The sequence below is a fragment of the Phenylobacterium sp. genome (assembly GCF_019636135.1).
Classification (GTDB): Bacteria; Pseudomonadota; Alphaproteobacteria; order Caulobacterales; family Caulobacteraceae; genus Phenylobacterium.
On sequence record NZ_JAHBYD010000027.1, the window covers coordinates 1 to 20656 of the forward strand.

Below are 20656 nucleotides of genomic sequence, written 5' to 3' on the forward strand. Positions count from 1 at the left end.
CCTGCGGCGCGCAGGATGCTCGTTCGCTCAGCGCGACCCCTCATCCGTCAGCCTGCGGCTGACACCCCGGATCAAGTCCGGGGCAGGCTCTTCTCCCGCAAGGGGAGAAGGACGCACAGCGACCAGAACGCGGAAGATGGATCCGCCCTAGCCCAGCCGGAACGGGACCGTGCGGCGCTCGTGCTCGGGCACGTTCAGCCGCCGGTCCACGGGCGGGAAGGCGCGCTGGGCGCAGTCGTCGCGCTCGCAGATGCGGCAGCTCACGCCGATCGGCGCGGCGGGGCCCTTCAGGTCCACGCCCTCCGAGTAGACCAGCTCGTGCGCATGGTCGATCTCGCAGCCGAAGCCCAGGACGTAGCGCCGGTCGGGCCGCAGATAGGCCTCCGACCGCTTCACCACCGCCCGCGCCACGCAGAGGTAGCGCGTCCCGTCCGGCATCGCGGCCACCTGCACCAGGAAGCGGTCCGAGGCCGCCGCCGCGTCGTGGACGTTCCACAGCGGGCAGGCCCCGCCGAACCGCGCGAACTGGAAGCGCGTGGCGCTGTGGCGCTTGGTGATGTTGCCGGCGTAGTCGAGGCGGACGAAGTAGATCGGCGTCCCGCGCTGGCCCGGCCGCTGCAGCGTCGAGAGCCGGTGGCAGACCTGCTCCAGGCTGGCGCTGAAGTGCAGGGCGAGCTGTTCCACGTCGTAGCGCCGCTCGCGCGCGAAGGTCGCGAACCGGCGGTAGGGCATGATCAGCGCGCCGGCCGCATAGTTGCCCAGCCCCACGCGGCAGACGTCCACGGCTTCCCGGCTGCGGAACCGCGCCCCGGCCAGCTCGGTGTCGATCTCCCCGGAGAGGTTCGCCACGGCCACGTGGTAGGCGAGCTGGAACACCCGCGTGGCCGGCGGCTGCGCCACGTTCAGCCAGAGCACGTTGGCCGCCGGATCGAACCGGCGCATCACGTCGTCCATCGCCGCGTAGCGGACGTCGACCCCCATCCGCTCGCGCACGTACATCTCGAGCAGCATGTCGGCGGGCCCCGGCTGGTCGAGGCCGATCTCGCGCGCCAGGTCCTCGGCCGCGCGGTCGAGGCTGTCGACGTAGTTGTCCTTGAAGTGGAAGAAGTCGCGCACCTCCTCGTAGGGCAGCAGCGAACTGGCGGCCGTCGCCTCGTCCAGGGCCACGGCCTCCTCGGTCAGCTTCAGCCGCTCCGACAGGCGGTGGTTCGCGCGGTGCAGGTCGAGGAAGCGCCGCGCCAGGCCCGGCGACTGCAATGCCACGTGGCGCAGCTCGCTGAGCGGGATCGCATCGCCCATCCCGGCGCTCTCGGCCACCGCCTCGCGCAGGTCGGCGATCAGGCGCTGGTCGTTGTCGGCCTCGAACAGTTCGGCGGGGGCGTGGAAGGTCGCCATCAGGCCCGCCAGCACCCGGTCGGTCACCGGCCGCTGGTTCGCCTCGATCTGCGACAGATAGCTGACCGAGATGCCCAGGTGCTGCGCGCAAGTCTCGAGCCGCCAGCCGCGCTGAGCGCGCAGCGCGCGCACCTTGGGGCCGACGAACAGCTTGTAGCGCATTTCACAATTTCACAAATCGAGCGGCGTGGGCGGCCAATTCTTCGCACGATCTCGGTTGAAACCCAATGGTCCGTAACGGCACCTTGGCCCCCGCACAGACCTCAACGGGTATCGGCCGGCCTCCGCAATCTTGTGGAATGGTGTGGCCATGGGATGCGAGACATGATGGACGACAACCTCCGCCACCTGCCGCGCCTGGGCATCGCCGGCGCGATGCGCCTCTACGGCATGACCGCCCGCGCGCTCCGCTTCTACGAGGAGCGCGGGCTGATCGAGGCCCGCCGCGACCGCCAGAACGCGCGCTTCTACGACCCGGCCGCGCGGCGGCGGCTGGAGTGGATCTCGCGCCTGCGCCGCGCCGGCGTGGGGCTGCCCGAGATCGAGGCCGTGCTGGAGACCGAGGGCGAGGCCGAGGCCCGCGCCCTGGCCGTCGACACCCTGGCGGCCCGCCGCGCGAAGCTGGCGGCCGAGATGGCGGCCCTCGACGAGGTCATCGGCGACCTCGGGCGCCCGGAAACGCCCCGCCGCCTCGCCGCCTATAGCTGATCCGCGCGCACCGGCCCCCGTTGGCCGCAGCCTGACGGATGAGGGTTGGGCTGAGCTGGCGAGCGTCCTGCGCGCCGCAGGCGCCGTCATTTGGAACCACGAACGAACACGAAGACACACGAACGCGTCGGGGACGATCTGAGCGCCCCGCCGCGATCATCTGCGGCCTGTTCGTGTGCCTTCGTGTTCGTTCGTGGTTGAATCCAAGCGGCGCTGACGCGCCCCCGGAGCCGAAAGGCTCGCGCCACCTTAGTGGCGGAACACGCGCACGCCGGTGAACACCATGGCGACGCCCCGCTCGTCCGCGGCGTCGATCACGGCCTGGTCGCCGATGGAGCCGCCCGGCTGGATCACCGCCGTGCAGCCCGCGTCCGCGGCCTGGAGCAGGCCGTCCGGGAACGGGAAGAACGCCTCCGACGCGCAGGCCGAGCCCTTCAGGTCCAGGCCGAAGTCGGCGGCGCGCAGGGCGGCGATCCGGGCCGAATCCTTGCGATTCATCTGCCCCGCGCCGATGCCCAGCGTCTGGCCGGCCTTGGCGTAGACGATGGCGTTCGACTTCACGTGCTTGGCCACGGTGAAGGCGAACAGCATGTCGCGCACCTCCTCGTCCGTCGGCGCGCGCCGGGTGACCACCTTCAGGTCGGCCGGCGTCAGGCGCGCCGTGTCGCGGCCCTGCACCAGGAAGCCGCCGGCGACCGACTTGAAGGTCTTGCCCGCCCGGTTCGGGTCGGGCAGGCCGCCGGTGACCAGCAGGCGCACGTTCTTCTTCTTGCGGAAGAGGGCGACCGCGTCGTCGTCCGCCTCGGGCGCGATCACCACCTCGGTAAAGATCTCCAGAACCTGCGCCGCGGTGGCGGCGTCCAGCCGCCCGTTCAGCGCCACGATGCCGCCGAAAGCGCTCGTCGGGTCACAGGCCAGCGCGCGCCGGTAGGCGTCCAGCATCGTGCCGCCGGTGGCGAGGCCGCAGGGGTTGGCGTGCTTGATGATCGCGCAGGCCGGGCCGGCGGCCGGATCGAACTCCGACACCAGCTCGAACGCCGCGTCGGTGTCGTTGATGTTGTTGTAGCTGAGTTCCTTGCCCTGGAGCTGGGTCGCCGTGGCCACCCCCACCGTCGGGTTGGGGAAGCGGTAGAAGGCGGCGTCCTGGTGCGGGTTCTCGCCATAGCGCATCGTCTGCGCGAGCTGGCCGCCGACGGCGAGCCGCGCCGGGGCGAACTCGCCCAGCTCGGCCGCGAACCACGAGGCGATGGCGGCGTCATAGGTGGCCGTGCGCGCATAGGCCCGCGCCGCCAGCGTCCTGCGCAGGCCCAGGCTGGTCGCCCCGTCCGCCGCGAACTCGGCCAGCACCGCCTCGACGTCGCCGATCTCGGTGCAGACGGCCACGTAGCCGTGGTTCTTGGCCGCCGAGCGGATCATCGCCGGCCCGCCGATGTCGATGTTCTCGACGCAGGTCTCGAAGTCTGCGCCCGCCGCCACCGTCTGCTCGAACGGGTAGAGGTTCACGTAGACGAGGTCGATGCCGCCGATCCCGTGCGCGTCCATCGCCTGCTTGTGCGCCGGCGCGTCGCGCACGCCCAGCAGGCCGCCATGGACGATGGGGTGCAGCGTCTTCACGCGGCCGTCCATCATCTCGGGGAAGCCGGTGAGCTCGGAGATGTCCTTCACCGGCAGGCCGGCGTCGGCGATGGCCTTGCGGGTGCCGCCGGTGGAGACGAGCTCGACCCTCTTGGCGGCAAGCGCCTTGGCGGCGTCGATCAGGCCGGTCTTGTCCGAGACGCTGATCAGCGCACGGCGCAGCGGCACGCGGTCGGGAGCAGGCGGGAAATCGGGCGCAGCAGGCACGGCATTCTCCTCAACGGTTCAAAGGGAATGCCCAGGCGCGCGGCGGAATATGGTCGCCGCGCTCCCCGGTGGTCGCCCACCTCCAGTCGCCAGTCACGCGGGATGGGCGCGGGTTACGCCGCGGCGGGCGGCGGGTCAACGGCCCGAGCCTTTCCCGGCGGGAAAGGCTCACACTTTTGCTTAGCTAGCTTCCCGCCTCGGCGGGAAGCTGCCGCGCAGGCGCGAGCTTCCACCGCACGCGGGCGCCGGAATCCGCCCGCCGCTGGCCGCGCAGCACCAGTTGGGCGCCGCCGCCGGCGCGGGGCTCCAGGGCGATGTCGAGGGCGTCGTTGCGCAGGATCCAGCCGTCGGCCTCGCCCTCCAGCCGCAGCAGCACGCTGCGCCTGTCCTGCGAGACCAGGGCGCGCACCCCCGCGTGCAGCGGGAAACGCAGCGCATAGGGGATGAAGTGGCGCCCGTCCGGCCCCTGGGCGCGGGCCGTGGGCGTGAGCCGATCCTCGCCGCGCAGCTCGCCGGCCAGGGTGTCCAGGTAGAGGCGGCGCTGGTGCATCGTGCCGTAGCGCGCCATCCAGCCGTGGTGGGCGAGGTCGAGCCAGAGCGCGCCGGGCGCCTCGTGCCGCTGGACGTCCACGACCACCTCGGCGTCGACCAGCCGCGGGCCGAGCACCGAACCCGGCGCGCCGGCCAGGACGCGCGCGGGCAGCTCGCCCGCCTCGACGGTCGCGGCGGCGCCGAGCCCGCGGCCCGCCGTGGCGTCGATCAGGCGGCGGCCGTGGACCAGCACCGACAGCGCCAGCGGCGCGACGCCCGCGCTCCGCGACCAGGCGCCGGCCGGCGGGGCGGCGACGTCGGCCGCCACCTGTATGTGGCGCGCATCGAGGCGCTGGTAGCCGCCCAGGCTGGCGGCGGTGGGCCGGTCGGCCGCCTCGTCCTGCGCCCGGGCGGCGGCGACGTAGGGCGCGCTCAGGGGCTGGCCCCCCTGGAACGCCGCGAGCCGGCCGTCGTCGAGGGTGAAGAACCGCACCGCGCCGGCCAGCCGGTCGATGGCGCGCTGCACGGCGTCGGGCGCGGCCATCCCGCGCTGGACCATCGCCTCGTCCAGGGTCTGTAGGTCGAACAGCAGCTCCAGCGCCAGGTCGGGCCGGCGCGTGGCGTGGCCGCCCTCGGCGTCCACGGTCTGCCCCAGCGCGCGGCCGAGCTTCGCCAGCGCCCGGTCCAGGAGCCTGCGTCCGCCCACGCCCCTCAGGGCCGCCCCGGCCACCGCCGCGCACGCCGCCCGCTCGGCTGCGTCGGCGACGTCGCCGGCGCCCAGCAGGTCGCGGGCCTGCCGCGCCAGGTCGGCGGCGAGCTGCGAGACCTCGGCCTCGGACGCCCGCGCCGCCAGCGCCGGGCCCGCGCAGGCCAGGTTGTAGACGCGGCGCGCCATCACCTCCGGCGCCCAGGCGAACCCGTTCCAGCGCCCGAAGCGCCGCCGCCACTCCAGCACCAGCCGCAGGCCCTCGCCCGCGCCCTCGGGCCCGGCGGCGATCAGCCCCGGCAGCCAGTCGAAGCGGTGCAGCGCCTCGGCGAAGGCGCGGCTGGGGCTGGGCCGGTCCCACGGGTCGCCGCGCACGCCGGTCGCCAGGGTCTGGCCCGCCAGCACGAAGGCGCCCGCCAGCACCGCACGGCCGGCCTCGACGTCGGGCGGGCGGAAGTCGCGCGGCGCGACGCCGAACCCGTCGGGCCGCGGCCGCGAGGTCGCCCAGCGGTGCAGGCCCGACGCGCGCCATTCCTCGGAGAGCGCGCGGCCCGCGCCCACGCAGAGCGCCAGGGCCAGGTGGCGGCCGGGGATGCGGGGGGCGCCGGCCAAGGCCGGGGGCGCCTAGCCGCGCAGGGCGGCGATGTTGGCGGCGTAGGCGGATGGGCCGCCGCGGAACACCGCGGTCCCCGCCACCAACGCGGTCGCCCCCGCCGCGATGCAGAGTTTCGCCGTCTCCGGCGTGACGCCCCCGTCGACCTCCAGCGGGATGTCGCGCCCCTCGGCGTCTATCATCCCGCGGAGCGCCTCGATCTTGCGAAGCTGGGAGTGCATGAAGGTCTGGCCGCCGAACCCCGGGTTGATCGACATGACGAGGATAAGGTCGATCTCGTCCATCATCCACCGGATCACACTGGGATCGGTCGACGGGTTGAACACCACGCCGGCCTTGGCGCCCGCCTTGCGGATCAGCTTCAGCGTCCGGTTCAGGTGCGGCCCGGCCTCCGGATGCACCGAGATGTAGTCGGCCCCGGCCTCGCGGAACGCCTCGATGTACGGGTCCGCCGGCGAGATCATCAGGTGGCAGTCGAAGGGCAGCTTCGAATGCGGCCGCAGCGCCTTCACCACGTCGGGGCCGATGGTGATGTTGGGGACGAAGTGGCCGTCCATGACGTCGACATGCACCCAGTCGGCGCCGGCCGCCTCGATGGCGGCGACTTCCTCGCCCAGCCGCGCGAAGTCGCTCGCCAGGATCGAGGGCGCGATGATCACGTCAGGCTTGGCCATGCGTCCCGCTTAACGTGATGCGCGCCGCCACACCACCTCCCGATGCTTCACCCCCGCTTGTCATCACCCAACAGCCGTCATCCCCCAAAAAGCTGTCATCCCGGTTTCGCGAAGCGAAGACCGGGACCCAACCATCAGGTGTATCGATGGTCGGAGGACGGCCCTGGCGGTCGGGGCCAGAGCACCAGCTCAGAGCACCCGACGGTTGGGTCCCGGTCTTGGGCTGCGCCCAAACCGGGATGACAAACGGTGGGGTCAGTTCTTCCGCAGGCGGGCCATGTAGAAGCCGTCGGTTCCGCCCTCGCGGTGGTGGGGCAGGATGCGCAGCGCGCCGTCGTCGCGCAGGCTGGCGGCGGGCGCGCCGCCCTCCCCCTCGGCGATCGGGTCGAGCGCGAAGCCGGGCGTGCGCGCGAGGAAGGCCGCGACCTGGCCCTCGCCCTCCTCGGGCTCCAGCGAGCAGACGCAGTAGACCAGCCGGCCGCCCGGCTTCACGCGCCGCGCGGCCGAGTCCAGCAGCCGCGCCTGGACGGCGGCGAGCTTGGGGATGTCGGCGGGGCTCGCGACCCACAGAACGTCGGGGTGGCGGCGGAAGGTGCCCGTGGCCGAGCACGGCGCGTCGAGCAGCACGGCGTCGAACGTGCGGCCGTCCTTCCACTCGGCCGCGTCGGCGACCACGACCTCGGCCCCCAGGCCGGTCCGCGCCAGGTTCTCGCTCACCCGCCTGATGCGGCCCGCCGAGCGGTCGAGCGCCGTCACCTTCGCGCCCGCGGCGGCGAGCTGCAGCGTCTTGCCGCCGGGCGCCGCGCACATGTCGAGGGCCGTCTCGCCGGGCTTCACGCCCAGCAGGCGCGCGGGCACGGCGGCCGAGGCGTCCTGCACCCACCACGCGCCGTCCGGGAAGCCCTCCCAGGCGGAGACGTCGCCCTTCCGGTCGCTGCGCTCGGTGGCGCCGGTGGCCTGGATCGTCAGGTCCGTCGCGGGCTCCAGCGGCACGACGGTGGCGATCGCGCGGGCGTCGGCCTCGCCGTAGGCCGCGCGCCAGCGGGCCGCGAGCCAGGTCGGCAGCATCAGGTCGGGATCGTCGAGGGCCGGCGGCTCGCGCGTCAGCCCCCGCAGCACCGCATTGACCAGGCCCTTGAACGCCTGGCCGCCCTTCTGCGCGGCGACGAGGTCGACCGTCGCGCCGACGGCGGCGTGCGCCGGCGTCTTCAGCACGAAGAGCTGCGCCACGCCCAGGCGCAGCGCATGCACGATCCGCTCGGGCGGCGGCTTCTTCAGCCGCGACTGCAAGGCGGCGTCGATGGCGCCCAGGTGGCGCAGCGTCGCCATCACCACCGCCCGGGCGAAAGCCCGGTCGCGCGGCGCGAGCGCGGCCAGGGCGGGGTGGCTCAGCCCTTCGTCCAGCCCGGCGCGGCGCGCGAGCGCGGTCGCCAGCAGATCGAGGGCGGCGGCGCGGGCGGGCAGGCCTGCGGTCTGGTCGTTGGCGTCGGGGGTGTCGTTCACGGCGCGCGGCGTGTGCCCGCTTGGAGGTCCGCGCGCAAGCGCTTAAGTCAGGGGCATGGACGACGCCCCGCCCAACGCCGCGCCCGGCAAGGCGCTCCCGCCCGCCGCCCGCCGCGCCCTGGAAGAGGCCGAGGCCCGCCGCCGGGCCGAGCGCCCGGCCGCCGACCGGCCGCACGAGGACGGCGGCCCGAGAGGCCCCGAACCCACCCGCTTCGGCGACTGGGAACGCAAGGGCATCGCGGTCGATTTCTGAAGGTCGCACCCGGGAACAGGCCCGCCTCACGGCCGCCCCAAACAAGCGTTTGATGTTGCGCTAGGGAGCGCGTAGCGTACCCGACATACGAAAAAGCCGCCCCCCTTCCGAACCGGGGCGGGCGGCGGCTGGGAGGCGCGGCCATGGCGTGGGATTTCGAGACCGATCCCGAGTTCCAGAAGAAGCTGGACTGGATCGAGGACCTCATGCGCGAGGAGATCGAGCCGCTCAGCCACTTGGGGATGGCGGCCTACTCCACCGAGGGCCGCAAGCGGTTCATCAAGCCCCTGCAAGAGCGCGTGAAGGCCGAGGGCCTGTGGGCCTGCCACCTGGGCCCCGAGCTGGGCGGCCAGGGCTACGGCCAGCTCAAGCTGGCGCTGATGAACGAGAAGCTCGGGCGCAACAACCTGGCCCCCAGCGTCTTCGGCTGCCAGGCGCCGGACTCGGGCAACGCCGAGATCATCGCGCACTACGGGACCGAGGCGCAGAAGGAGAAGTACCTCTGGCCGCTGCTGAACGGCGAGATCCGCTCGGCCTTCTCGATGAGCGAGCCCACCGGCGGCTCGGACCCGCTGACCTTCAGGACCCGCGCGGTGCTGGACGGCGACGAGTGGGTGATCAACGGCGAGAAGTGGTTCTCGACCAACGCCCAGTATTCGAAGGTGCTGGTGCTCTATGCGGTGACCGACCCCGACGCCAGGGACCCCTACCGGCGCACCTCGATCTTCCTCGTGCCCACCGACACCCCCGGGGTGGAGATCATCCGCAACGTGGCCGTGGGCGCGGGCGGGCAGATCGGCGGCGGCAACGAGGGGTATGTCCGCTACAACGACGTGCGCCTGCCCTACGACGCCCTGCTGGGCGACCGCGGCGCGGCGTTCATGATCGCCCAGGTGCGGTTGGGCGGCGGGCGCGTCCATCACGCCATGCGCACCGTGGGCGCGTGCCGGCATGCGCTGGACCTGATGTGCCGGCGCGCGGTGTCGCGGACCACGCGGGACGGGCGGCTCTCGGACCTGCAGATGGTGCAGGAGCAGATCGCCGATTCGTGGATCGCGGTGGAGAGCTTCCGGCTCCTGGTGCTGCGCACCGCCTGGCTGATCGACAAGCACAAGGACTACCAGAAGGTCCGCAAGGACATCGCGGCCATCAAGGTGGCGATGCCGCAGGTCTACCACGACGTGGCGACCAAGGCGGCGCACCTGCACGGGGCGCTGGGCGTCTCCAACGAGATGCCCTTCATGCACATGGTCAATTCGGCCCTGGTCATGGGCATCGCCGACGGGCCGACCGAGGTCCACAAGGTGACCCTCGCCAGGCAGGTGCTGAAGGACTACCAGCCCGACAACGACCTTTTCCCCAGCTACCACATCCCGAAACTCCGCGAGGAAGCCGAGAAGCGCTTCGCCAGCGACCTGGACGAGATCAAGGCGGCGTATGCGGGGCGGCGGCGGGAGAACGCGTAGCGCTCCTACCTCTCTCACGTCATCCCGCGGCTTGTCCGCGGGACCCAAGATCGCGGAGGGTCGTGGCGACCCTCGGCGTCGCCGCCCGGGCCTCTCCTGCGCCTCGGAGTTCATGGGTCCCGCGGACAAGCCGCGGGATGACGTTTTGAGTGTGAGGGGCTGGATGCGGATTGCCTGCCGCAAGGTCGGGCGTGTCACCGGCTGGGTGGCGGAATTGCGTGCTGAAGAGGTTGAACCCCGTGACCGATCCCAAGCCCTGGCCCGTGATGTCGATCGACGAAGCGCATGCGCGCCTCACCGCGCCGGGGGCGCCGTTCGAGATCGAGGAGCAGGTGATCCGCGGGGTGCGGACGAAGACGTGGAAGAACGCGCCGCCGACCCTGCGCGACGTGTTCGTGAACGGCCAGCGGTTCAGGGACCGCGAGTTCCTCGTCTACGAGGGCGACCGCGCCACGTTCGGGAGCTTCGGCCGGGCCACGATCGCGCTGGCGCACCGGCTGCTGGCCGACGGGGTGCGCAAGGGCGACCGGGTCGCGGTGATCATGCGCAACCTGCCGGAGTGGGCGGTCGCCTTCTGGGCCGGGCAGCTCGTGGGCGCCATCGTCACGCCGCTGAACGCGTGGTGGACGGGGCCGGAGCTGGAATACGGGCTGGCGGACTCCGGGACGAAGGTGGCGTTCGTGGACGACGAGCGGCTGGGGCGGATCGCCGAGTCGCTGGGCGCGCTGCCGGGCCTCGAGAAGATCTACGTCGCCCGCCTGCCCGGCGCGATCGAGACCCCGCGGACCGAGCGGCTGGAAGACGTGATCGGCGCCGTGAACGACTGGGGGAAGCTGCCGGAGCTGGCGTTGCCGCAGGTCGAGCTGGGGCCGGAGGACGACGCGACGATCCTCTACACCTCGGGCACGACCGGCCGGCCGAAGGGCGCGCTGGGCACGCACCGCAACATGACGTCCAACATCGGCGCGGGCGGCATCTCGGGGGCGCGGAACTTCCTGCGGGCCGGCGAGCCGCTGCCGGAGATGGATCCCCTGAAGCTGCCGCAGCGGGTGAGCCTCCTGGTGGTGCCGATGTTCCACGCGACGGGGCTCTCGGCGACGCTCGGCCCCTCGATGAACGCGGGCGGCAAGGTCGTGCTGATGCGCCGCTGGGACGCCGAGCCGGCGATGAAGCTCATCCAGGACGAGAAGGTGAGCTCCACCGGCGGCGTGCCGACCATCGCCTGGCAGCTCATCGAGCATCCGGCGCGGGCGAAGTACGACCTGAGCTCCCTGGTGGCCGTCGCCTATGGCGGCGCGCCGTCCGCGCCCGAGCTGGTGCGCCGGATCGTCGAGGTGTTCCCGGGCAGCCAGCCGGGCAACGGCTGGGGCATGACCGAGACCACGGCCACCTTCACCTCCCACATGGGCGCCGACTATTCGAACCGCCCCGACAGCGCCGGCCCCGCCGCGCCGGTGGGCGAGATGCACGTGCGCGACCCCGCCGACGGCAAGACGATCCTGCCCGCGGGCAGCGTCGGCGAGCTGTGGGTGAAGGGCCCGCAGGTGGTGAAGCTCTACTGGAACAAGCCCGAGGCCACGGCCGAGACCTTCCAGGATGGCTGGCTGCGCACCGGCGACCTGGCGCGGATCGACGAGGAGGGCTTCCTCTTCATCATCGACCGGGCCAAGGACATGCTGATCCGCGGCGGCGAGAACATCTACTGCGTCGAGGTGGAGAACGTCCTCTACGACCATCCCGCGGTGATGGACGCCGCCATCGTGGCCATCCCGCACAAGACATTGGGCGAGGAGCCGGGCGCCGTCGTGCATCTGAAGCCCGGCGGGACGGCCACCGAACAGGAGTTGCGCGATTTCGTCCGCGCGCGGCTCGCGGCGTTCAAGGTTCCGGTGAAGGTGGCCTTCTGGCCCGAGACCCTGCCGCGCAACGCCAACGGCAAGATTCTGAAGACCGAGCTGAAGAAGGTGTTCGCGCCGGAGTCCGAAGTCGCGTGACTCCCGCTAGGTCGCCGCGCTAGCGCTACGCCATGACCCGGAAACCCGTCATCGTCGGCCTGGGCGGCACCGTCCGCGACGGCTCGTCCACCGAGAAGGCCCTGATCTGTGCGCTCCGGCGCGCCGAGGCGCTGGGGGCCGAGACACGGCTCCTGGGCGGGGCGTTCCTGGGGACGCTGCCGATCTTCGATCCGCGCCCGGGCGACGCGCACGAGGCGCAGGCGGCGCTGGCCGAGGCGATCCGCGGCGCCGACGCGGTGATCGTGGCCAGCCCCGGCTACCACGGCTCGATCTCGGGCGTGGTGAAGAACGCGCTCGACACCCTGGAGCTGACCGGCAAGGACCCGCGGCCCTACCTGAGCGGCAAGGCGGTCGGGACGATCATCACCGCGGCCGGCGGACAGGCGGGCGGCACGGCCTTGATGGCGCTGCGCGGGGTCATACATGCGTTGCGGGGCTGGCCGACGCCGTTCGGCGCCGCGCTCAACTCCGCCGCCGACCTGTTCGATGCCGGCGGCGCGTGCCGGGACGACCGGGACGCCTGGCAGCTCGACACCGTCGCCGAGCAGGTCGTGGAGTTCGCGAAGATGAAGGCAGCAAGCCCATGAAGCGCCCCTACCTCGTCCCGCCGGGCGCGACGCCCGATCCCGACAGCGTCTCGGGCGCGATCAGCCCGATCGAGGACATCATCGAGGACGCCCGCAACGGGCGGCCCTACATCCTGGTCGACGCCGAGGACCGGGAGAACGAGGGCGACGTCATCATCCCGGCCCAGTTCGCCACGCCCGAGCAGATCAACTTCATGGCCAAGCACGCGCGCGGCCTGATCTGCCTCTCGATCACCGGCGAGCGGGCCCGCGCGCTCCGCCTGCCGCCGATGGCCGCCGAGAACGCCTCGGGCCACGGCACCGCCTTCACGGTCTCCATCGAGGCGCGCGAGGGGGTGACGACGGGCATCTCGGCGCACGACCGGGCGCACACCATCGCCGTCGCCGTCGACCCCACCAAGGGACCGGACGAGATCGTCTCGCCGGGGCACGTCTTCCCGCTGGTGGCCCGGGACGGCGGCGTGCTGGTCCGCGCCGGCCACACCGAGGCCGCCGTCGACATCAGCCGCATGGCCGGGCTGAACCCCGCCGGGGTGATCTGCGAGATCATGAAGGACGACGGGTCGATGGCCCGCCTGCCCGACCTCGTCGCCTTTGCGCAACTGCACGGCCTGAAGATCGGCACGATCGCCGACCTCATCGCCTACCGCCGGCGCACCGAGCGGCAGGTGGAGCGGGTGCTGGAGACGCCGTTCGACAGCGCCTACGGCGGCCGCTTCCGGCTGGTGATCTACAGGAACTCCATCGACCAGACCGAGCACGCGGTTCTGACCAAGGGCCGGATCGACGCCGACAAGCCCACCCTGGTGCGCATGCACCGCGTCGACCTGGCCACCGACATGCTGGGCGCGGTGGAGGCGCGGCGCGAGTATGTGCCGAACGCCCTGAAGGCGATGGCGGAGTACGACGGGGCGGCGGTGGCGGTGTTCATCCGCGACTCCAACCCCCACTGGCTCTCGGAACGCTACGGCCAGCCGCAGGCCGACCACTCGTCGAACATCCTGCGCGACTACGGCATCGGCGCGCAGATCCTCCTCGACCTCGGCGTGCGCGACATGATGCTGCTGACCAGCTCGCAGACCGTGCTGCCGGGTTCGGCGGGCTACGGCCTCAAGATCGTCGGGCGCATGCCGCTCGATTGAGGCCCGGCTGGGCGCGAACGCCTAGCGGCTCTGCGGAAAACCGGGCATTTTGATCCAATCCGGTTCGAGGGACCCGGCGTAGTTGTCTATGCGCGTGAATGTCGCGCGGTCCGTGTTCACCTATTCCCTTAAGGAAAATAAGGGGATGGGCGAAGGTAGATTGAGGCGATGCCGGAAGCCGGTCCCGAAGCCCTGTCCGAGTCCGACCTGAGCCAGCGCCTGTTCGCCGGCGCGCCGGGCGCCTGCACATGCCCGGTGTGCATGGGCCAGGTCGTGACGCTGGACGCCGTGGCGCTGACCGGCGGCGATCCCGTCGCCTACCTGAACGCCGACGAGCGCGCGGGCGCGACCGTCAACGGCAAGCAGAGCTTCACCATCGACCGCGCCGGCCTCCAGATGACCGGCTTCGATCCGGCCACCATGGCCCCCTATGCCGGCTGGGGCGGCGTGGCGGGGAACGCCTTCACCGTGACCTACGCCTTCCGGTCCACCGCGCCCGAGCGGATGCCCAGCGACACCTCCGGCTTCTCGCGCTTCAACGCCCAGCAGATCTACGCCGCCGAACAGGCGATGCTGGCGTGGTCGGACGTGGCGCGGATCACCTTCGTGCGCGTGGGCTCGGGCGACAGCGGCGAGGAGGCCTATTCGAACCAGGCCGCGATCCTGCTCGGCAACTATTCCTCCGGCGAGTCGGGCTCGGCCGCGTTCGCCAACTACCCGGGCAGCACCAGCCCGAACAGCAGCGCCGGCGACGTCTGGGTCAACATCGGCTCGGGCACCAACGCGATCCCGAGCCCGGGCAACTACGGCTACGTCACCCTGCTGCACGAGATCGGCCATGCGATCGGGCTGGCCCACCCGGGCGAGTACAACGCCTCGGACAGCGGCGGGGCCATCAGCTACGCGAACGACGCCGAGTATTACGAGGACAGCCGCCAGTACACGGTGATGAGCTACTTCTCGGAGACCAACACGGGCGCCAGCTACAACGGCCGCTACGCGGCGGCGCCCCAGCTCGACGACATCCGCGCCGCCCAGATCGAGTACGGCGCCAACATGACGACGCGGACGGGCGACACCGTCTACGGCTTCAACTCGAACGCCGGGCGCGACTGGTTCATGGCGACCAACTCGTCCAGCCGGCTGATCTTCGCGGTCTGGGACGCGGGCGGCAACGACACCTTCGACTTCTCGGGCTACTCGCAGAACCAGTTGATCGACCTGCGCGAGGGCTTCTTCTCGAACGTGGGCTCGATGGTGGGCAACGTGGCCGTCGCCCAGGGCGCGCAGATCGAGAACGCCATCGGCGGCTTCGGCGCCGACACCATCAACGGCAACGCGCTGAACAACGTCCTGTCGGGCAACGCGGGCGCCGACCGCATCTTCGGCGGCGCCGGCGCCGACACCATCGACGGCGGCTCCGGTACGAACTACCTGCGCGGCGACGAGGGCGACGATTCGATCGTCGGCGGCTCCGGCTTCGACGACATCAACGGCAACATGGGCAACGACACCGCCTATGGCGGCGCCGGCGACGACTGGGTGGTGGGGGGCAAGGACAACGACCTGCTGTTCGGCGAGGCCGGGGACGACATCGTCTACGGCAACCTGGGCGACGACACCTGCCACGGCGGCGCGGGGAACGACATCGTGCGCGGCGGCCAGGGCGACGACTCGCTCACCGGCGGCGCGGGGAACGACTACGTCTCGGGCGACCGCGGCGACGACACCATGACCGGCGGCGCGGGCGCGGACACGTTCCACACCTCGGCCGACGCGGGCATCGACCGCGTCCTCGACTTCAACGCCGCCGAGGGCGACCGCGTGCTGCTGGATCCGGGCACCCCCTACAGCGTGGCCCAGGTGGGCGCCGACGTCGTCATCACGCTGGGCTCCCCGGCCGACCGGATGATCCTGGTCAACGTCCAGCTCTCGACCTTGCCCGACGGCTGGATCTTCGGGGCGTAGTTTCCCGTTTTCAGACCGCGATATCCGGCCTATATGGAAAAGCTCACCGCCCGGCCGAAAGGCCGGGCGCCGTTGTTTCGAGCCAAGAAAATCGGGCGATAAGAAAATGACCCAGATCCTGATGCCCAAGGCGACCGCCGTCTGGCTGGTCGACAACACCTCGCTCACCTTCGACCAGATCGCGGACTTCTGCGAGCTGCACCCGCTGGAGGTGAAGGGCATCGCCGACGGCGAGGTGGCGCGCGACATCCGCGGCGCCGACCCGATCGCCAACGGCCAGCTCAGCCGTGACGAGCTGGATGCGGCCGAGAAGAACGAGAAGTACCGCATGAAGGCCCAGAAGAGCCGGCACGCGGAGCTGCTGAAGCCGGTGAAGAAGGCCCCGCGCTACACGCCCGTGTCGCGCCGCCAGGACCGTCCGGACGCCATCGCCTGGTTCGTGCGCAACCACCCGGAAGTGCCCGACAGCCAGGTCGCGCGCCTGCTGGGCACCACCAAGGCCACCATCGACCAGGTGCGCAACCGCCAGCACTGGAACTCGGCCCAGATCAAGCCGGTCGACCCGGTGACGCTCGGCCTCGCCACCCAGCTCGAGCTGGACGCCGTGGTGAAGAAGGCCGCCGACAAGAAGGCCAGGGACGACGCGCGCAAGGGCATCGTCGAGCCGGAAGGCGCGACCCTGCGCCCCGCCTCCGAGACCGGCGTGGTCGAGGACGAGCCGGAACACGAGCCGGAAGTCGAACACACCGCCGAGTCGGTCTTCGCCGACGATCACGACGACGACGGCGACGAGGATTGAGCCGGAAAATCCCTCCCCTTCAGGGGAGGGACAGACCGCCTTGGCGGTCAGGGTGGGGAACAGGGGTGCGAGACCCAAGGCGCGGAGAGTGGTCCACACATCCCCACCCGTCTCGCTTCGCTCGCCACCCTCCCCTGAAGGGGAGGGATTGCGGGGGCGTTAGTGCACCTGGCCCCTGAGGGTCTCGATCTCTTCCTTCAGCCTGAGCTTCTGTCGCTTGAGTTCCTTGAGTCTGAGGTCGTCGGCGTAGGGCCTGCGCATCTCGTCCTGGATCGCTTGTTCCAGGGACTGGTGGCGGGATCCGAGCTCACGGATCCGGGCATCTAGCGCCATGGCGAAGAGCCTCCTCTCAGTTCATGCGGCTAGCGATTGAACACCTGCTTCCGCCGGCTGTCAGATCACATATGGTTGCACGCGGGGGCTGGAACCGAGGCTCCGGAGTCGGGGACGCGTACGCATGGCCAAGCCGGAAAAGCCGCGCCTGATCGTGGGGGTCTCGGGGGCGTCCGGGATCGCCTACGGCCTGCGCGCGCTGGACGCCTGCGCCGAACTCGGGATCGAGAGCCACCTGGTCATGAGCCGCTCGTCGGCGCTGACGCTGGCGCAGGAGACGGGGCTGACGCTCGCCGACGCCCAGGCCAGGGCCGCCGTGGTCCACAGGGCCGCCGACGTGGGCGCGTCGATCGCCTCGGGCTCGTTCCAGACGCTGGGGATGATCGTCGCGCCCTGCTCGGTGCGCACGATGAGCGAGATCGCCACCGGCGTGACCGCGTCGCTGCTGACGCGGGCGGCCGACGTCACCCTGAAGGAACGCCGCCCGCTGGTGCTGATGGTGCGCGAGACCCCGCTGCACCTGGGACACCTGCGCACCATGGTGCGCCTGGCCGAGATGGGCGCGGTGATCGCCCCGCCGCTGCCGGCGTTCTACGCCCGGCCGCAGTCGATCGCCGAGATGGTCGACCAGTCGGTGGGCCGCGCGCTCGACCTCTTCGGGCTGTCGTGGGCGCCGGTGAAGCGCTGGGGCGAGGACCTCGCTCCGCTGAAGGGCGAGGGCTGACCGTGGCGATCTGGGAATGGGTGCTGGAGGCGTACGGCCGGCCGGGCGTGCCGGAGGCGGCGCTGAAGCTGCAGGACGAGCACGGGCAGAACACGTCGTTCCTGCTGTGGGCGGTCTACGCCGAGGCCGGCGACGCCGGACTGCTGGCGCGCGGCGCGGCGGCGGCCAGGGCGTGGGATGCGGCGGCGCTGAAGCCCCTGCGCCAGGTGCGGCGCGACCTGAAGCCGGCGCTGCCGCCATTCGACGACGGCGCGCGGCTGGCGTTCCGCAAGGAGGTCAACCGGCTGGAGCTCGAGGCCGAACGGCTTCTGATGGAGACGCTGGCGGGGCTGTCCGACGGCCGCGGCGGCGCCGGGACGCTGGAAGCCCTTGAGGCCGCGAGCGCGGCGTGGGAGAGGCCGGCGCCGGCCGCGGCGCTCGCCGCGCTCGCTGCGGCGCTGGGGTAGGATCGGCGGACGATGATCGACTATTCGACCTTCACCGAGGAGGCGCTGGAGGCCCGGCTGAAGGACCTGCGCCAGGACCACGCCGACCTCGACGCCGCCACGACGGCGCTGGCGGCGGCCGCGGTGCCGGACCTGATCGTGATCGGCCGCCTGAAGCGCAAGAAGCTCGCCCTCAAGGACGAGATGGCCAGGATCGAGGACTTCCTGAACCCCGACATCATCGCCTGACGCCCTGCCTCTCCCGCTCGCGGGAGAGGGGGACCGCACGCCGAGCCCGGCGCATGCCGGGCGTAGAGCGGGGGGTGGAGAGGGAAAGCCTCCCCCACGATACCGACAACAGCCTGGTCGATCCGCCCTGCCGGCCGCTTGCCCTTTCCACCACTCGCTCTTCGGCGAGCGGTCCCCCTTTCCCGCAAGCGGGAAAGGAAGGGCCTACGCGATCTTGCGGAGGCGCTTGGCGGCGAACATGGCGGCGTCGGCTTCGGCGACGAGGGCTTCGGTGTCGGAGTCGGCGGCGATCTCGCGGACCCCGTAGCTGAGGCGGATCTGGGCGGTCTGGCCCGCGACGGTGATCGGGTCGCGTTCCAGCGCGTCGGCCAGCGAGGCGGCCTTGGCCTCGCCGACGGCCTGGTCGGCCTGCACCAGGATCACCGCGAACTCGTCGCCGCCCATGCGGCCCACCACGTCGCTCTCGCGGACGCTGGCGACCAGGCGCTCGGCGACCGCCTTCAGGACGGTGTCGCCCGCGGCGTGGCCCAGCCGGTCGTTGACCGCCTTGAAGCCGTCGAGGTCGAAGTAGACGAGGCTGGCGGGCGCGCCGTAGCGCTCGGCGAAGGTGCGGACGCGGGCCAGCTCGCGCACGAAGGCGCGGCGGTTCAGCAGCGGGGTCAGCGCATCGCGGTCGGCCAGGTCCTCGGCCTGCGTCAGCCGGGCCTTCAGGCGCCCGACCTCCTGGCGCAGGTCGTCGAGCTCGCCCAGCAACTGGCGGATGGCCGCCTGCACCGCCGGCGTCATCTCCGGCTCGGGGATGCCCAGCACCTGGACCGTGTCGCCCGTCCGCGCCGTGGCCGCCGTCGGGGCCGCGCCGGGCGCGCCTGGGCGCCGCCGCAGGGGCGAAAGGGGTTCGTTGCGCGCGCCGCCGACCTTCATGCGTGTCCCGTCAGATGGTTAACGGCATTCGAACCCGCCGCGGTTAACCAAATCTAACGGTCGCGGTTGTATGCGCATAGCCGGTGCGATACTTCGCCCGCTTCCGGGATTGGGGATTCCTCGAAAACGCCATGAGCGCGCCCGTCGCCATCATCATGGGAAGCCGGTCGGACTGGCCGGTCCTGCGCCATGCCGCCGAGATGCTGGACGCCCTGGGGGTCGCCTACGAGGCCAAGGTGGTCTCGGCGCACCGCACCCCGAAGCGCATGTTCGACTTCGCGACCGGGGCCAAGGCGGCCGGGGTGCAGGTGATCATCGCCGGGGCGGGCGGCGCGGCGCACCTGCCGGGCATGACCGCCTCGCTGACCGACCTGCCGGTGCTGGGCGTGCCGATCGAATCCAAGGCGCTGAAGGGCATGGACAGCCTGCTCTCCATCGTCCAGATGCCGGGCGGCATCCCCGTGGGCACGCTGGCGATCGGCGAGGCCGGGGCCAAGAACGCCGGCCTGATGGCGGCGCGCATCCTGGCGCTGTCGGACGAGGCGCTGGCCGCCCGCGTGGCCGAGTTCGCGGCCAGGCAGACCGCGAGCGTCTCCGAGGCGGTGGAATAGTGGCCGACTTCCCGCTCGCGCCCGGTTCGACCATCGGCATCCTCGGCGGCGGACAGCTTGGCCGGATGCTGGCGCAGGCGGCGACGCGGCTGGGCTTCGACGTGGCCGTGCTGGAGCGCGACGCCGACAGCCCTGCGGGCCGGGTCGCCACCCACTGCATCGTCGGCGCCTACGGCGACACTGCGGCGCTGGAGCAGCTCGCCAGGCTGGCCGCCGTGGTCACCTACGAGTTCGAGAACGTGCCGGCGCAGGCGGTGACGACCCTCCAGGCGCTGGGCGTCGAGTGCGCGCCGGGCCCGGAAGCCCTGGCCGTCGCGCAGGACCGCGTGGCCGAGAAGCAGTTCCTGAACGCGAGCGGCGTGGCGACCGTCGCCTTCGCCTCGGCCGACAGCGCCGCGGAGGCCGTGGCCGAGGCCACCGCCATGGGCGCGCCGCTGCTGATGAAGACCCGGCGCGAGGGCTACGACGGCAAGGGCCAGCGCTGGGTCGAGCATGCGGCCGACGCCGCGGCGGCCTTCACCGAGCTGGGCGGCGTGCCGGTGATCCTGGAGGCGCCGGCCGATTTCGTGCGCGAGCTGTCGGTGATCGCCGCGCGCGGCCGCGACGGCTCCACCGCGATCTACCCGCTGGCCGAGAACCACCACGAGCACGGCATCCTGCGCCGCACGCTGGCGCCGGCGAACGTGACGCCGAACGTGGCCTTCGAAGCCGAGAAGATCGCGGCGCGGGTGCTGAAGGGCCTGAACTACGTGGGCGTGATCGGCATCGAGTTCTTCGAGATGCGCGACGGCCGCCTGCTGGTGAACGAGTTCGCGCCGCGGGTCCACAACAGCGGGCACTGGACGCAGGACGGCTGCGCGGTCGACCAGTTCGAGCAGCAGATCCGCGCCGTGGCCGGCTGGCCGCTGGGGCCGACCCAGCCGCACGCCCGGGTCGAGATGCTGAACCTCCTGGGCGACGAGGCCGACACCTGGCGCAAGCTGGCCGGCGAGCCCGACAGCCGCATCCACCTCTACGGCAAGCGCGACGCCAAGCCCGGCCGCAAGATGGGCCACGTCAACAAGGTCAAGGCGCTGTAACCCCCTTCCTTTCCCGCTTGCGGGAAAGGGGGACCGCTCGCCGAGGCCGGCGCCAGCCGGCTGTAGAGCGAGTGGTGGAAAGGGAAAGCGGCCGGCAGGTCGGGGTGGACCG

At 71.8% G+C, this 20656-nt stretch carries 20 protein-coding genes and 1 riboswitch; of the genes, 13 read left to right on the forward strand and 7 right to left on the reverse strand.

All coding sequences use genetic code 11. From position 1 onward, the window contains the following. Positions 1-147 precede the first annotated feature (147 nt). Complete coding sequence (locus tag KF737_RS17240) at positions 148-1557, reverse strand: short-chain fatty acyl-CoA regulator family protein (protein ID WP_296457697.1); 1410 nt, start codon at positions 1555-1557, stop codon at positions 148-150. 162 nt (positions 1558-1719) lie between these two features. On the opposite strand from KF737_RS17240, the gene KF737_RS17245 reads away from it, so the two are divergent. Beyond that, positions 1720-2103: a MerR family transcriptional regulator gene (locus tag KF737_RS17245; protein WP_296457699.1), complete on the forward strand. Its 384-nt coding sequence runs from the start codon at positions 1720-1722 to the stop codon at positions 2101-2103. Positions 2104-2352: 249 nt separating this feature from the next. Here KF737_RS17245 and purH read toward each other — a convergent pair whose 3' ends face one another. The 4 genes from purH to KF737_RS17265 all read right to left on the reverse strand — a co-directional run bounded on the left by purH (position 2353) and on the right by KF737_RS17265 (position 7972). Next, positions 2353-3945, reverse strand: a complete 1593-nt coding sequence (purH, locus tag KF737_RS17250) for a bifunctional phosphoribosylaminoimidazolecarboxamide formyltransferase/IMP cyclohydrolase (RefSeq protein ID WP_296457701.1) — start codon at positions 3943-3945, stop codon at positions 2353-2355. Between the two features lie 22 nt (positions 3946-3967). Continuing rightward, positions 3968-4052, reverse strand: a riboswitch (ZMP/ZTP riboswitch). A gap of 77 nt (positions 4053-4129) precedes the next feature. Beyond that, a complete protein-coding gene (locus KF737_RS17255; RefSeq protein WP_296457704.1) occupies positions 4130-5794 on the reverse strand; it encodes a heparinase II/III family protein in 1665 nt (554 codons plus the stop codon). A 12-nt stretch (positions 5795-5806) separates the two neighbouring features. Then, a complete protein-coding gene (rpe, locus tag KF737_RS17260) occupies positions 5807-6469 on the reverse strand; it encodes a ribulose-phosphate 3-epimerase (protein ID WP_296457706.1) in 663 nt (220 codons plus the stop codon). 255 nt (positions 6470-6724) lie between these two features. Continuing rightward, the gene (locus KF737_RS17265; protein ID WP_296457709.1) at positions 6725-7972 is read right to left on the reverse strand and encodes a transcription antitermination factor NusB; all 1248 of its coding nucleotides are present in this window, start codon (positions 7970-7972) and stop codon (positions 6725-6727) included. Between the two features lie 55 nt (positions 7973-8027). Here KF737_RS17265 and KF737_RS17270 point away from each other — a divergent pair, with 55 nt between their 5' ends. The 7 genes from KF737_RS17270 to KF737_RS17300 all read left to right on the forward strand — a co-directional run bounded on the left by KF737_RS17270 (position 8028) and on the right by KF737_RS17300 (position 16202). Next, a complete protein-coding gene (locus KF737_RS17270) occupies positions 8028-8225 on the forward strand; it encodes a DUF1674 domain-containing protein (RefSeq protein ID WP_296457712.1) in 198 nt (65 codons plus the stop codon). 143 nt (positions 8226-8368) lie between these two features. Then, on the forward strand, positions 8369-9691 hold the full coding sequence (locus KF737_RS17275; RefSeq protein WP_296457715.1) for an acyl-CoA dehydrogenase family protein: 1323 nt from the start codon (positions 8369-8371) through the stop codon (positions 9689-9691). A gap of 266 nt (positions 9692-9957) precedes the next feature. Then, positions 9958-11685: a class I adenylate-forming enzyme family protein gene (locus KF737_RS17280; RefSeq protein WP_296457883.1), complete on the forward strand. Its 1728-nt coding sequence runs from the start codon at positions 9958-9960 to the stop codon at positions 11683-11685. Between the two features lie 32 nt (positions 11686-11717). Continuing rightward, entirely contained in the window at positions 11718-12293 is a 576-nt protein-coding gene (locus tag KF737_RS17285) for an NADPH-dependent FMN reductase (RefSeq protein ID WP_296457718.1), read from the forward strand. Next, a complete protein-coding gene (gene ribB / locus KF737_RS17290; protein ID WP_296457721.1) occupies positions 12290-13435 on the forward strand; it encodes a 3,4-dihydroxy-2-butanone-4-phosphate synthase in 1146 nt (381 codons plus the stop codon). The genes KF737_RS17285 and ribB overlap by 4 nt, the downstream gene beginning before the upstream one ends. A 168-nt stretch (positions 13436-13603) precedes the next feature. Next, positions 13604-15403 (forward strand): M10 family metallopeptidase C-terminal domain-containing protein, encoded by a 1800-nt coding sequence (locus tag KF737_RS17295; protein ID WP_296457723.1) that lies wholly within the window; start codon positions 13604-13606, stop codon positions 15401-15403. A gap of 106 nt (positions 15404-15509) precedes the next feature. Beyond that, on the forward strand, positions 15510-16202 hold the full coding sequence (locus KF737_RS17300; protein WP_296457725.1) for a DUF1013 domain-containing protein: 693 nt from the start codon (positions 15510-15512) through the stop codon (positions 16200-16202). Positions 16203-16361: 159 nt separating this feature from the next. On the opposite strand, the gene KF737_RS17305 is transcribed toward KF737_RS17300, so the two are convergent. Continuing rightward, positions 16362-16535 (reverse strand): DUF465 domain-containing protein, encoded by a 174-nt coding sequence (locus KF737_RS17305; protein ID WP_296457727.1) that lies wholly within the window; start codon positions 16533-16535, stop codon positions 16362-16364. Positions 16536-16659: 124 nt separating this feature from the next. Here KF737_RS17305 and KF737_RS17310 point away from each other — a divergent pair, with 124 nt between their 5' ends. Genes KF737_RS17310 through KF737_RS17320 form a run of 3 tightly spaced genes read left to right on the forward strand, consistent with a single transcriptional unit; the run spans position 16660 to position 17933 of the window. Then, positions 16660-17259 carry a UbiX family flavin prenyltransferase gene (locus KF737_RS17310; RefSeq protein ID WP_296457730.1) on the forward strand — a complete coding sequence of 200 codons (600 nt, stop codon included), beginning with the start codon at positions 16660-16662 and terminating at the stop codon, positions 17257-17259. Positions 17260-17261: 2 nt separating this feature from the next. Next, the gene (locus tag KF737_RS17315) at positions 17262-17705 is read left to right on the forward strand and encodes a TIGR02444 family protein (protein WP_296457733.1); all 444 of its coding nucleotides are present in this window, start codon (positions 17262-17264) and stop codon (positions 17703-17705) included. Between the two features lie 12 nt (positions 17706-17717). Next, a complete protein-coding gene (locus KF737_RS17320; RefSeq protein ID WP_296457736.1) occupies positions 17718-17933 on the forward strand; it encodes a DUF465 domain-containing protein in 216 nt (71 codons plus the stop codon). Between the two features lie 204 nt (positions 17934-18137). Here the strand turns inward: KF737_RS17320 and KF737_RS17325 are convergent, their stop codons facing one another. Further along, on the reverse strand, positions 18138-18854 hold the full coding sequence (locus tag KF737_RS17325; protein WP_296457739.1) for a GGDEF domain-containing protein: 717 nt from the start codon (positions 18852-18854) through the stop codon (positions 18138-18140). Positions 18855-18985: 131 nt separating this feature from the next. Here KF737_RS17325 and purE point away from each other — a divergent pair, with 131 nt between their 5' ends. Further along, entirely contained in the window at positions 18986-19465 is a 480-nt protein-coding gene (gene purE, locus KF737_RS17330; protein WP_296457742.1) for a 5-(carboxyamino)imidazole ribonucleotide mutase, read from the forward strand. Beyond that, positions 19465-20544, forward strand: a complete 1080-nt coding sequence (locus KF737_RS17335) for a 5-(carboxyamino)imidazole ribonucleotide synthase (protein ID WP_296457745.1) — start codon at positions 19465-19467, stop codon at positions 20542-20544. The genes purE and KF737_RS17335 overlap by 1 nt, the downstream gene beginning before the upstream one ends. Positions 20545-20656: the final 112 nt, after the last annotated feature.